The 12,749-nt window shown below is 70.1% G+C and carries 11 protein-coding genes; 8 read left to right on the plus strand and 3 right to left on the minus strand.

Annotated elements, in window-relative coordinates:
• Nucleotides 1-320: 320 nt before the first annotated feature.
• The 3 genes from GXP76_RS29015 to GXP76_RS29025 all read left to right on the plus strand — a co-directional run bounded on the left by GXP76_RS29015 (nt 321) and on the right by GXP76_RS29025 (nt 4,530).
• Nucleotides 321-1,265 (plus strand): SCO0930 family lipoprotein, encoded by a 945-nt coding sequence (locus GXP76_RS29015; protein WP_242574585.1) that lies wholly within the window; start codon nt 321-323, stop codon nt 1,263-1,265.
• Nucleotides 1,266-1,474: 209 nt separating this feature from the next.
• Entirely contained in the window at nt 1,475-2,287 is an 813-nt protein-coding gene (locus GXP76_RS29020) for an SAM-dependent methyltransferase (RefSeq protein WP_242574592.1), read from the plus strand.
• Complete coding sequence (locus tag GXP76_RS29025; RefSeq protein ID WP_242574586.1) at nt 2,287-4,530, plus strand: bifunctional diguanylate cyclase/phosphodiesterase; 2,244 nt, start codon at nt 2,287-2,289, stop codon at nt 4,528-4,530. The genes GXP76_RS29020 and GXP76_RS29025 overlap by 1 nt, the downstream gene beginning before the upstream one ends.
• Before the next feature lie 40 nt (nt 4,531-4,570).
• Here GXP76_RS29025 and GXP76_RS29030 read toward each other — a convergent pair whose 3' ends face one another.
• Complete coding sequence (locus GXP76_RS29030; RefSeq protein WP_242574587.1) at nt 4,571-5,503, minus strand: LysR family transcriptional regulator; 933 nt, start codon at nt 5,501-5,503, stop codon at nt 4,571-4,573.
• Between the two features lie 95 nt (nt 5,504-5,598).
• On the opposite strand from GXP76_RS29030, the gene GXP76_RS29035 reads away from it, so the two are divergent.
• From GXP76_RS29035 to GXP76_RS29045, 3 genes are read left to right on the plus strand one after another with little or no spacing between them, the layout of a single operon-like run.
• The gene (locus GXP76_RS29035) at nt 5,599-6,366 is read left to right on the plus strand and encodes a succinate dehydrogenase cytochrome b subunit (RefSeq protein ID WP_374362989.1); all 768 of its coding nucleotides are present in this window, start codon (nt 5,599-5,601) and stop codon (nt 6,364-6,366) included.
• Nucleotide 6,367: 1 nt separating this feature from the next.
• Nucleotides 6,368-8,332: a fumarate reductase/succinate dehydrogenase flavoprotein subunit gene (locus GXP76_RS29040; protein ID WP_242574588.1), complete on the plus strand. Its 1,965-nt coding sequence runs from the start codon at nt 6,368-6,370 to the stop codon at nt 8,330-8,332.
• Entirely contained in the window at nt 8,329-9,075 is a 747-nt protein-coding gene (locus tag GXP76_RS29045) for a succinate dehydrogenase/fumarate reductase iron-sulfur subunit (protein WP_242574589.1), read from the plus strand. The genes GXP76_RS29040 and GXP76_RS29045 overlap by 4 nt, the downstream gene beginning before the upstream one ends.
• 40 nt (nt 9,076-9,115) lie before the next feature.
• Here the strand turns inward: GXP76_RS29045 and GXP76_RS29050 are convergent, their stop codons facing one another.
• A complete protein-coding gene (locus tag GXP76_RS29050; protein ID WP_242574590.1) occupies nt 9,116-10,147 on the minus strand; it encodes an MsnO8 family LLM class oxidoreductase in 1,032 nt (343 codons plus the stop codon).
• A 94-nt stretch (nt 10,148-10,241) separates the two neighbouring features.
• On the opposite strand from GXP76_RS29050, the gene GXP76_RS29055 reads away from it, so the two are divergent.
• A complete protein-coding gene (locus GXP76_RS29055; protein ID WP_242574594.1) occupies nt 10,242-10,730 on the plus strand; it encodes a hypothetical protein in 489 nt (162 codons plus the stop codon).
• A 73-nt stretch (nt 10,731-10,803) separates the two neighbouring features.
• Here the strand turns inward: GXP76_RS29055 and GXP76_RS29060 are convergent, their stop codons facing one another.
• Complete coding sequence (locus tag GXP76_RS29060) at nt 10,804-11,028, minus strand: dodecin (protein ID WP_078073950.1); 225 nt, start codon at nt 11,026-11,028, stop codon at nt 10,804-10,806.
• A gap of 238 nt (nt 11,029-11,266) precedes the next feature.
• Here GXP76_RS29060 and GXP76_RS29065 point away from each other — a divergent pair, with 238 nt between their 5' ends.
• Nucleotides 11,267-12,508, plus strand: coding sequence for an extracellular solute-binding protein (locus GXP76_RS29065; RefSeq protein ID WP_242574591.1), 1,242 nt, complete (start codon nt 11,267-11,269; stop codon nt 12,506-12,508).
• Nucleotides 12,509-12,749 lie beyond the last annotated feature (241 nt).

Here is a 12,749-nt window from a genome sequence, read left to right on the forward strand (position 1 = left end):
GAGCCGCCCGGCCCGGTCCAGGCCGAGACGCAGACGTCCGCGGCGGCCGGCACGGGCGTGCCGACTATCCACAGGAGTCCCGTGACCACCAGGGTCCGTACGACAAATGATCGGTTCACGGCGGCAGCATGAAACAACGCCGCCTGCGGCATGCCGAAATACTGCTGGATTCGCCTGATCGTGGGGAATCGAGGCTTTCCGTGTTTCTTTCTGAAGATTCTTTGAAGTCCGTTGAACGCTCCTCACCCCTCCGCGCGTACTTAGGGCCATGAACGGCGCGGCCTGGCGCCCCAACTGGCTTACGAACTACGGGAGTTGACATGAACACCTGGCGGAACGCCTCGCTCGCGGTGACCGCGGTGGCCGTACTGGTCCTGACGACGGCGTGCGGTCAGGAGAAGGGCGAGAGCCCCAACGGTCAGGCGGTCGGCGCCGCGGCTCCCGCCGACGGCGGCTACGGATCGGACGGCGGCTACGGCGACGAGTCGGCGACCGAGCCCAAGACGGCCGGTCAACTCGCCGTGTGGGACAGCAAGAAGCTCGGCGAGGTCGTCACGGACAGCGAGGGCATGACGCTCTACCGGTTCGACAACGACACGGCCGAGCCGCCCAAGTCGAACTGCGCCGGCGAGTGCGAGAAGGCGTGGCCGGTCGTCGCGGCGGGCGACGTCAAGGCGGCGGCGGGCACCGACGCGTCGAAGATCGGAGAGGTCACCCGCGCCGACGGCACCAAGCAACTGACCCTCGGTGGCTGGCCGATGTACCGCTACGCCAAGGACGAGAACCCCGGCGACGCCAACGGGCAGGGTGTGGGCGGCACTTGGTTCGCCTCGGCCCCCGACGGGAAGAAGGCCGCACTCGGTGCCTCCGGGGGTGACGAGGCCGGGGCCTCCGAGGCCGATCTCGCCGGACTGTCCGTCCGGAAGGACCCCAAGCTCGGTGAAATCGTCGTGGACTCCAAGGGTATGACGGTATATCGGTTCAAGAAGGACAGCGCGTGGCCGATGAAGACCGCCTGCACCGGTGCCTGCCTCGAGAAGTGGCCGGTCGTCGCCCCTGTCGACAAGAACGACACCGAGGGCATCATCAAGAAGGGCTTCGTGACGTTCGACCGGCCCGACGGAATCAAGCAGCAGACCATCGACTGCTGGCCGATCTACACCTTCGCCGGCGATGCCAAGCCCGGTGACACCAATGGTCAGGGCGTCGGCGGCACCTGGTATGCCGTCGCTCCCGACTCGAAGCTGGTCGGAGCGCCCAAGTAGTCCCCACGTCGCGCCTCCGACCGAGCGGTCCGCCGTCACGCCCCCGTGCGTGACGGCGGACTGTTTGCGTGTCAGAGTTCGAGTGTGACCGAGAACGGACCGCTAATTTCCGTTTCAGCTCGCTCTCTTGGCGGGCGATCAGTAGCCTCGGCTCGAACACCGGCCAGGTACAAGGCCGTTCACCCGTGGCTGACTTGTTGGAGATCTCGATGGAGCGTCCCGCCTGGGCACCGCAGGGCATCGACATATCGGTGCCGAGCGTTTCCCGCATTTATGACTACTATTTGGGCGGTTCGCACAATTTCGAAGTGGACAGGGAAGCGGCCCGTAAGGCAATGGAGTTCATGCCGGGACTTCCCAAGATCATGCAGGCGAATCGGGCGTTCATGCGCCGCGCCGTCCGTTTCGCCGTCGGCGAGGGCGTGACCCAGTTCCTCGACATCGGCTCCGGGATTCCGACGTTCGGCAATGTCCACGAGATCGCCCAGGCCGCGGACCCGGACGCCCGGGTGGTGTACGTGGACCACGACCCGGTCGCCGTGGCGCACAGCAAGGCGGTGCTCGAAGGCAACGACAACGCCGCCGTCGTGGCCGCCGATCTCCGCAGACCCCCGCAGATCCTCGACAGTCCGGAGGTCCGGGGGCTGCTCGACCTGAGCCGGCCGGTCGGCCTGCTGCTGGTCTCCGTCCTGCACTTCCTGGAGGACGAGGACAAGCCCTTCCAGGCCGTCACCGAGCTGATCGAAGCCCTCGCCCCCGGCAGCCTCGTCGTCGTGTGCCACGCCTCGTACGCGGGCATCCCGCTGCCCCAGGAACGGGTCGCCGGCACGGTGGGTGTCTACAAGGACATCCGCAACCCGCTGGTCATGCGCACGCGCGAGGAGATCGCCCGGTTCTTCGACGGCTGCGACCTCGTCGAGCCCGGCCTGGTGCCCATGGGGAACTGGCGGCCCGAGAGCTCCGACGGCCAGGAGGACCCGTACGCGTCCTCCGGGTTCGCCGGCGTGGGACGCAAGGCGTGATGGTACCGGCGGAGGTCCCCGACGAAGCGGCGGAACCGGACGGACTGGAGGACCGGCTCAGGCGGTTCGCGACGATCTGGAGCCGGGCGATCTTCCCGGCGACGGCCACGTCCCTGACCCGGCCCGAGTTCGAACAGCATCTGCTGCCCCTGGCGCGCCGGCTGAGGGACGCCCTGCACGACAAGATCTTCGACGCCGCGCCCGCGCACGGTGTCGGGGGCGCACTGGTCGCCGTGCACTGCACGGACCCGGAGACGCTCGCCCGCTCGCTGGGCGTCGTCGACGCCTATCTGGTGCTCTACTGCGGCGCGACGGCCGATCCGGCCGACGAACTGGCCGCCGAGGAACTGCGGGCGCGCTGCGCCCGGCTCCAGCACGCGCTCGCCGCCGGGTTCGCCCTGGCGCTGCGCGAACGCACCCTCACCGAGCAGGAGGCCATCGCGCGCTCCGCGCTCGCGGCGCGCGGTGTCGCCGAGGACGCGCTGCACGCCACTGAGGCCCGGTTCCGCGCGGTGTTCGAGGGCGCGGCGATCGGCATCGGCATCGCCGACCTCGACGGTCATGTGCTGGAGGTCAACAACACCCTCACCCAGATGATGGGCGGTCTCGAACACCACGTCCGCAGCAGGAACGTCGGCGAGTGGGTGCACCCCGACGACGGACCGCAGGTCTGGCGGATGCACGGTGAGCTGGTTCGCGGCGAACGGGAGAGCTTCCGTACGGAGAAACCGTTCTTCCGCAACGACGGCACGGTCCTGTGGACCAATCTGACCGTCTCGCTGCTCCGGGACGTCGACGGAGAGCCGCAGTACCAGCTCGCGTTGCTGGAGGACACCACCGAGCGGCGGCTGCTCAATCTGCGGCTGCGCTACGAGGCAACCCACGACGCCCTCACCGGACTGCCCAACAGGACGCTGTTCTTCGAGCGTCTGGAGAAGGCGCTCGCCCCCGCCAGTCAGACGCCGAAGGAGCCGGCGGGGCAGACGGCGAAGGAAGCCACGAAGGAGACCCCGCAGCCGGCCCGCTTCGGCCTCTGCTACCTCGATCTCGACGGCTTCAAGGCGATCAACGACAGCCTCGGCCACTCCGCCGGCGACCGGATGCTGGTCGAGGTCGCGGACCGGCTCCAGAGCTGCGCCACGGCTCCCGGCGAGATGGTGGCCAGACTCGGCGGCGACGAGTTCGTGGCGCTGACCACGGGGCCCGACTCCGTACGCGAGGTGAACGACCTCGCCTCGCGCATCCTCGGCGCGCTCGCCACCCCGATCAGCCTGGACGGCCGTGAGTTCACCGTCCGGGGCAGCATCGGCATCGTGGAGGGCAAGGCGGGGGGGTGCACCGCGGCGGAGGTGCTGCGCAGCGCCGACATCACGATGTACCGGGCCAAGTCGGCGGGCGGCAACCGCTTCGAGCACGCCGATCCCGAGGCCGACGCCCGCGCCATCACCCGGCACGGGCTGACCACGGCGCTGCCGACCGCGCTGGAGCGCGGCGAGTTCTTCATCGAGTACCAGCCGCTGGTGCATCTCGCCGACGGCACGGTGCACGGAGCCGAGGCGCTGGTGCGCTGGAGCCACCCGACCCACGGGGTGCTCAGCCCCGACCGGTTCATCCCGCTCGCCGAGCACACCGGGCTGATCGTGCCGCTCGGGCGCTGGGTGCTGGAGCAGTCCGTGCGGCAGGCGAAGGCGTGGCAGGAGGAGCTGGCGGCCGGCACGTTCGCGGGCCCGGTGCGGATCAACGTCAACCTCTCACCGGCCCAGCTCCACCATCCCGGCCTCGTCGCCGACACGGTGGAGGTGCTGGAGCGCATCGGCCTCGCGCCGGGCTCGCTCTGCCTGGAGGTCACCGAGTCCGCGCTGATCGGCGCGGACGAGGATCTGCTCAAACCGCTTCGGCAGCTCGCCGAGATGGGCGTCGACATCGCGCTCGACGACTTCGGCACCGGCTACTCCAACCTCGCCAATCTGCGCAGGCTGCCGTTGAGCGTGCTCAAGCTGGACCGTTCCTTCACGCAGGGGATGCAGCAGCACCCGGCCGACGCGGTCGACATCAAGATCGTCGAGGGCATCGTCTCGCTCGCGCACAGCCTGGAACTGGCCGTGACGGTGGAGGGCGTGGAGACCGGGACGCAGGCGGACCACCTGAGACGGCTGGGCTGTGACACGGCGCAGGGCTGGTACTACGCGCGTCCGGGCCCGCCCGACATGCTGCACACCCTGTCGCTGGCGGACGCGGTCTGACACCGTCCGGAGCGGGTGGCCGGCCGGCCACCCGCTCCCGCTACGCGCGTCGCGTGTCCGTCTCCGCGGCACGGCCGCCGCCCGTACGGCCCCGCGCCCGCGTGCTGAACAGCACCTTCTGGAGTTCGCGCGCGGCGCGCGGGGGCGCCACGTCACTGCGGTGCGCGAGCGCGATCGTACGGCGCAGCCCCGGCGGTGCCAGCGGTGTCATCCGCAGATCGCGACCCGCCTGCTCGGCCACCATGCTCGGCACCACCGCCACCCCGAGACCGGCGCGTACGAAACCGAGCACGGCGTCCATCTCGCCGCCCTCGACCGTGAACGTCGGCTCGAACCCCTCGGCCCGGCAGGCGGCCACGGTCAGTTCCCGCAGGTCGTAACCGTGCCGGAACATCACCAGCTGCTCGTGGCGGAGATCGGAGATCCGCACGGGCCGGCGCGGACCGGGCGCCGCGGCCGACGAGACCACGACCAGGTCCTCGTGCAGCAACTCGACCGTCGTCAGAGCCGGTGACGGGGTCGGCAGCGGGAGCACCACCAGGGCGAAGTCCAGGGCGCCGCGCGCCAGTTCGCGTACGAGATCGTGCGAACCGCTCTCCTCGATCAGCAGCTCGATGCCCGGGTGCCGGTCGTGGAACTCGCGCAGCACCTCGGGCAGCAGACCGGTACACAGGCTCGGCGGCGCGCCGAGCCGTACCCGGCCGCGCCGCAGCTGGACCAGCTCCTGCACCTCGTGGCGCGCGGTCTCCGCGTCGGCGAGGATCCGCCGGGCCGTCGGCAGCAGGGCCTCGCCCGCGTCGGTGAGGGCGACATTGCCCCGCGCCCGGCCGAACAGCTCGGCACCCAGCTCCTTCTCCAGGGCCCGGATCTGCTGGGAGAGCGACGGCTGGGACACATGCACCCGCTCGGCGGCCCTGGTGAAGTGGAGGGTCTCCGCGACGGCGACGAAGTAGACGAGCTGCTGGAACTGCATGCGGCCATGATAAACACCACGATAGGCACAGCCTATGGACATGAGCCGAACCATGTCTTGGACCTCTCGGTTCCCCCGCCCCTACCGTGCGTGTCATGGCTCTGGCAACGCGTACGGACAAACGGGCGGACCGGAAGGCGGGCGGCGATCCGGGCGGCGATCCGGCCGGCGGACGCCCCGGCAAGCGGCCCTCGGCGCTCGGCACCCTGTGGGGCTCCACGGTCGGCAAGAAGGCCGTCATGGCCGTCAGCGGCCTGATCCTGCTCGGCTATCTCGTCGCGCATCTGCTGGGCAACCTGAAGATCTTCTTCGGCCCCGGTGAGTTCAACGCGTACGGACACTGGCTGCGGACCATGGGCGCGCCCGTCCTGCACCACGAGTGGGCCCTGTGGATCGTGCGCGTCGTCCTGCTCGCCGCCGTCGTCCTGCACGGCGTCTGCGCGTACCAGCTCAGCCGCCGCGACATCGCCGCCCGCCCCACCGCCTACGTACACAAGCGCCGCCGCGCCAGCTACGCCACGCGCACCATGCGCTGGGGCGGGATCATTCTCGTGCTGTTCATCGTCTGGCACCTGCTCGACCTCACGACGCTCACCGTCAACGAGAACGCCGAGCCCGGCAAGCCGTACGAGAACGTCGTCGCCACCTTCTCCACCTGGTACGGCAACGTCATCTACATCACCGCGATGCTCGCCGTCGGCATGCACGTCCGGCACGGCTTCTGGAGCGCCGCACAGACCCTCGGCATGGGCAGCGCCACCCGTGACCGCGTACTGAAGATCACGGCCAACGGCCTCGCGCTCGTGCTGACCGTCGGCTTCATCTCCCTGCCCGTAGGCGTCATGACCGGACTGGTGAGCTGACATGGACGACCGCCTCCCGCCCACGTACACCGACTACACGACCGGCGAACCCCTCGCCGACACCAAGGCCCCGGCCGGCCCCGTCGCCGAGCGCTGGGACACCCGCCGCTTCGAGGCCAAGCTGGTCAACCCCGCCAACCGCCGCAAGCACACCGTCATCGTCGTCGGCACCGGACTCGCCGGCGGCGCCGCGGGCGCCACGCTCGCCGAACAGGGCTACCACGTCGTCCAGTTCTGCTACCAGGACTCACCGCGCCGCGCCCACTCCATCGCCGCCCAGGGCGGCATCAACGCCGCCAAGAACTACCGCAACGACGGCGACTCCATCCACCGTCTCTTCTACGACACCGTCAAGGGCGGCGACTTCAGGGCCCGCGAGTCCAACGTCCACCGGCTCGCCCAGATCTCCGTCGAGATCATCGACCAGTGCGTCGCCCAGGGAGTGCCCTTCGCCCGCGAGTACGGCGGCCTCCTCGACACCCGCTCCTTCGGCGGCGTCCAGGTCTCCCGCACCTTCTACGCCCGCGGCCAGACCGGCCAGCAACTGCTGCTCGGCGCCTACCAGGCGCTCTCCCGGCAGATCGCCGCGGGAAGCGTCGAGATGCACCCGCGCACCGAGATGCTCGACCTGATCGTCGTCGACGGCCGCGCCCGCGGCATCGTCGCCCGCGACCTGATCTCCGGCAAGGTGTCCACCTACTTCGCCGACGCCGTCGTCCTCGCGTCCGGCGGCTACGGCAACGTCTTCTACCTGTCGACCAACGCCAAGAACAGCAACGCCACCGCCGTCTGGCGCGCCCACCGGCGCGGCGCCCACTTCGCCAACCCCTGCTTCACCCAGATCCACCCCACCTGCATCCCGCGCTCCGGCGACCACCAGTCCAAGCTCACCCTGATGAGCGAGTCGCTGCGCAACGACGGCCGCATCTGGGTGCCGAAGGCACACGGCGACACCCGCCCGCCCGCCGAGATCCCCGAGGACGAGCGCGACTACTACCTGGAGCGGATCTACCCCTCCTTCGGCAACCTCGTCCCGCGCGACATCGCATCGCGCGCCGCGAAGAACGTCTGCGACGAGGGCCGTGGCGTCGGTCCCGGCGGCCAGGGCGTCTACCTCGACTTCGCCGACGCGATCCGCCGGCTCGGCCGCAAGGCGGTCGAGGAGAAGTACGGCAACCTCTTCGAGATGTACGAGCGCATCACCGCCGAGGACCCGTACCAGGTGCCGATGCGCATCTACCCCGCGATCCACTACACGATGGGCGGACTCTGGGTCGACTACGACCTCCAGACCACCGTGCCGGGGCTGTTCGCGATCGGCGAGGCCAACTTCTCCGACCACGGCGCCAACCGGCTCGGCGCGTCCGCGCTGATGCAGGGCCTGGCGGACGGCTACTTCGTCCTGCCCTCGACGATCAACGACTACCTGGCCCGCAACCCGCACCAGGACGAGATCGGCGACGACCACCCGGCGGTCGCCGAGGCCGTCGCCGAGACCGAGGACCGGCTGCGGCTGCTGCTCGCCGTCGACGGCGACCGCACCCCCGACTCCTTCCACCGCGAGATCGGCGAACTGCTCTGGGAGCACTGCGGGATGGCCCGCAGCGAGAACGGACTGCGCAAGGCGCTGAGTCGCATTCCGCAGATCCGCGAGGAGTTCTGGCGCCGCATCAAGGTGCCGGGCACCGGCGAGGAGCTCAACCAGTCGCTGGAGAAGGCCAACCGCATCGTCGACTACCTGGAGCTCGCCGAGCTGATGTGCCTCGACGCGCTGCACCGAGCCGAGTCCTGCGGCGGCCACTTCCGCGAGGAGTCCCAGACCGACGGCGGCGAGGCGGAACGGCACGACGACACCTTCTCGTACGCGGCTGCCTGGGAGTTCACCGCCACCGGTACCGCGCCCGTCCTGCACAAGGAAGACCTCGTCTTCGAGTACGTCCACCCCACCCAGCGGAGCTACGCATGAGGCTCACCCTGCGCGTCTGGCGGCAGAGCGCCGCCGACGCCACCGGCGCCATGGTCACGTACGACATCGACGGCATCTCCGAGGACATGTCGTTCCTGGAGATGCTCGACACGCTCAACGAGCGGCTGATCCTCGACGGCGACGACCCGGTCGCCTTCGACCACGACTGCCGCGAGGGCATCTGCGGCGCCTGCGGCGTCGTCATCAACGGCGACGCCCACGGCCCGGAACGCACCACCACCTGCCAGCTCCACATGCGGCACTTCACCGACGGCGACACCATCGACGTCGAGCCGTGGCGGGCCGGGGCGTTTCCCGTCGTCAAGGACCTGGTCGTGGACCGGTCGGCCTTCGACCGGATCATCGGGGCCGGCGGCTACATCAGCGCCCCCACCGGCTCCGCCCCCGAGGCCCACGCCACGCCCGTGCCCAAGGCGGACGCCGACTTCGCGTTCGAGCACGCCGAGTGCATCGGCTGCGGCGCGTGCGTGGCCGCGTGCCCCAACGGCTCGGCGATGCTCTTCACCTCGGCCAAGGTCAACCACCTCAACGTGCTGCCCCAGGGCGCGCCGGAGCGGGAGACCCGGGTCCTGGACATGGTCGCGACCATGGACGAGGAGGGCTTCGGCGGCTGCACACTGGCCGGTGAGTGCGCCACGGCCTGCCCGAAGGGCATCCCGCTGCCGTCGATCACGGCGATGAACAAGGAGTGGCTGCGGGCGACCCGCAAGGTGGCCCGGTAGGCCGTGTCCTTCGCGTCGTACGCCCTCCGCCGGGCACGCCTCAACTCCCGGTGCCCGCACCGAGACCCGCGATCCGTGCCAGGCGGGTGAACGACTCCAGGAGGGCGTCGCGGTCGTACGTGCTGGTCGTCACCAGTACCTCGTCGGCGGCGCTCTCGGCGATCACCGACCCCAGGGCCTCGGCGACCTGTTCCTCGGTGCCCTGGACATGCCCGCGCAGCCCCGACTCGTAGAACTCCCGCTCCTTCGCGGTCATCGCCAGCGTCCCGATCCGCTCGGCCGGCGCGAGCGGCGGGAAGACGCCGCGGGTGCGGGAGTGGGCCATCGACCACGCCTCGGGTATCAGCAGCCGGCGCGCCTCCTCCTCGCTCGCGGCGACCGCCACCGTTCCCGCGACGACCACGTACGGCCGGTCCGACCAGACGGAGGGGCGGAAGCCGTCCCGATAGCGCTCCACGGCCCGCAGCATCCGCTCCCGGCCGCGCAGATCGCCCACGACCATCGGCAGACCGGCCGCGGCCGCGATGTCCGCGCCCTCGCCCATGGCCAGGACGAACGGGGCGGGGCGCAGGCCCTCGGCGGGCAGGGCGTGGACCTGCGGGTAGAGGCTCTGGTCGCCGGTGAACCAGCCGAGCAGTTCCTCTATCTGTGCGGCGAAGTCCTCAGGGTTGCGGACGGCGCGCTTGTCCTTGCCGAGCGCCCGGCGGATCCCGTCCGTGAAGCCGACCGAGCGGCCGATGCCCATGTCGATCCGGCCGGGGAACAGCGACTCCAGCACCCCGAACTGCTCGGCCACGACCAGCGGGCGGTGGTTGGGCAGCATCACCCCGCCCGTACCGACGCGGATCGTGGAGGTCGCGGCGGCGACGGCCGCCGCCAGGACCGTGGGCGCCGAGCCCGCGACCCCGGGCACGCTGTGGTGCTCGGAGACCCAGAACCGGTGGTAGCCGAGCGCTTCCAGCCGCCCCGCGAGGCGAACGGTGTCACGCAGCGCCTCGGGAGCGTCCTGGCCCTCACGGGTGCGGGACCGGTCGAGTACGGAGAATCGGGTGTTCGCGATCACTGACGTCACCTCTGTTCCAACAGTGACGCGGCGCCAGGATTCCCCGGCCCTTCTCTAGGCTGGGCGTGTGACGGACAACAGGCGTGTGACGGGTGACAGGCGTGTGACGGGCGACAGCAGACCACTGGCCGTATTCGATCTGGACGGGACGCTCGCCGAGACCGCGCACCGCCAGCACTTCCTGGAGCGCAGGCCCAAGGACTGGAACGGCTTCTTCGACGCGGCGGGTGAGGACACGCCGCTGTCCGAGGGAGTGGCGCTGGTCCTCAGGAGCGCCGAGGAGTGCGAGGTCGTGTATCTGACCGGCCGTCCCGAGCGCTGCCGCCGGTCCACGCTGACCTGGCTGCGGGCGAACGGACTGCCGGACGGTCAGGTGTTCATGCGCCGCAACGACGACCGGAGGCCCGCCCGGACCACCAAGGTGGAGCGGTTGCGCGCGCTGGCCGCGAAGCGGGAGATCCGCGTCCTCGTGGACGACGACGAGCTGGTGTGCGACGCCGCGGAGCGGGCCGGGTTCCGGGTCGTACGCGCGTGCTGGGCGAGCACGTCACAGGCGCTGAAGGACGGGCAGGAGCGCGAGGGGCGCACCTGAGACGCCGCCCCTCGTCGAGGGCGGCGGATCGCGGTGAGGCGGCGGACCGCGGCACGGCGGTACGGCGTCGGTCTCAGCCCGCCGTGTCGCCGTCCTCCAGGCGGAAGCCGACCTTGAGCCCGACCTGGTAGTGCTCGATCTGCCCGTCGACGATATGGCCGCGGACCTGCGTCACCTCGAACCAGTCGAGCCCGCGGAGCGTCTGGGACGCCCGGCCGATTCCGTTGCGGATGGCCTCGTCGACGCCCGCCTCGGAGGTGCCGTAGATCTCGGTGACCCGGTAGGTGTGGTTGCTCATGAGGTCGTTCTCCTCTTCGCGCCGGTCGCGGTCTCACTCCACCGTGCCCCACCGCACGGCGGCGCGCGCGCCGGGAAGCAGGCTCCGCACGGGGAGCACCGGGCGCCTCCGGCCTGGGCACGGGGCTTGACCGGTCCCCTGGTCCATACCAAAATCGCGCCAATGCCCGTGCGAGCACCAGTTGCTCCCCCCACGTCGGGTTTCACTCTTATCTGCCGCATGCCAGAAGGTGACCTACGTGAAAAACCGCTTCCTTGCCGGTTCCGCCGTGTTCGCGTCCTCCCTCGCACTCGTGGGATGCGGGATGCTCCCCGGCGGCGACGACAAGGTCATCACCATCTGGCTCATGAAGGACAGCGTCTCCACCGCGTACCTGGACAGGTTCACCGAGGCCTACGAGAAGGAGAACCCCTCGGTCGAGCTGGAGGTCAAGATCCAGGAGTGGACCGGGATCGGCAAGAAGGTGATGGCCGCGCTGGACTCCGAGGACGCGCCGGACATCATCGAGGTGGGCAACACCCAGGTCGCGCAGTACGCGGAGAGCAACGGCCTGCGGGACCTCACGCTGGAGTCCGTACGGGACCTGGGGAGCGAGGACTGGCTGCCCGGCCTCGCCGAGCCCGGCAGCATCAACGGCTCGCAGTTCGGCATCCCCTGGTACGCCGCCAACCGCGTCGTCATCTACAACAAGGACCTCTTCGCGGAGGCCGGCATCGAGGAGCTGCCCAAGACCCGCGCCGAGTGGCTGGACATCACGGCCCAGCTCGACCAGGGGGGACAGCAGGGCATCTATCTGGCCGGTCAGGACTGGTACACCCTCTCCGGTTTCATCTGGGACGAGAACGGCGAACTGGCGGTCGAGTCGGGCGGCGCGTGGGAGGGCCGGCTCGACACTCCCGAGGCGATCAGGGGCATGAAGTTCTACAAGGAGTTGCAGGCGCTCGGCGACGGTCCGAAGGACTCCGACGAGGTCACCCCGGAACAGGAGGCCGAGTTCGCGAAGGGCGACATCGCGCAGATCATCGACACCCCCAACTCCGCCGTCCAGATCGAGGAGAAGAACCCGGACCTCAAGGGCAAGCTCGGCTTCTTCCCGGTACCCGGCAAGACCGCCGAGGCACCCGGCGCCGTCTTCACGGGCGGCTCCGATCTCATCGTCCCCAAGAACTCCTCGCACCGGTCGGCGGCCGTCGAGGTGGTCAAGGCGCTCGCGGGTGAGAAATGGCAGACGGATCTGGCCAAGACGATGAGCTACGTGCCGAACAAGACGACGCTCGCGGACGTCATCGAGGGCCAGGAGGCCACGGCCGCGATGGCGGCGGGCGCGGCGGAGGGGCGCGCGACCCCGAACTCGCCGAAGTGGGCCAACGTCGAGCTGGACAACCCGATCAAGCCGTACATGACGGCCGTTCTGCAGGGTGAGGACCCGCAGGCGGCCGCGCAGGCGGCGGACGCGAAGATATCGGCGGCGCTGCGGTAGTTCGCGCGCGGTGGCCGAGGACGCCTCGCGCCGGCGGGCGTGCGGTCCACGGGACCACCGGGCAGCCGGGTGACGGACCGGCGGGGACAGGCGCTTTGCCAACGCCTTACCCGCCAGTTCCGGCCATTCAGCCGTCCCACATCCCCGCTCCGCCGGGCTGTCATGTCGAATCCAGCCGGACACGGAAGAAACAAGGTGCCCGGGTCGCCTCGTGGCGTCCCCCGTAGCGCTCGTTCCTCCG

Origin of the sequence: Streptomyces sp. NP-1717, assembly GCF_022695985.1 — a bacterium.
GTDB lineage: Bacteria > Actinomycetota > Actinomycetes > Streptomycetales > Streptomycetaceae > Streptomyces.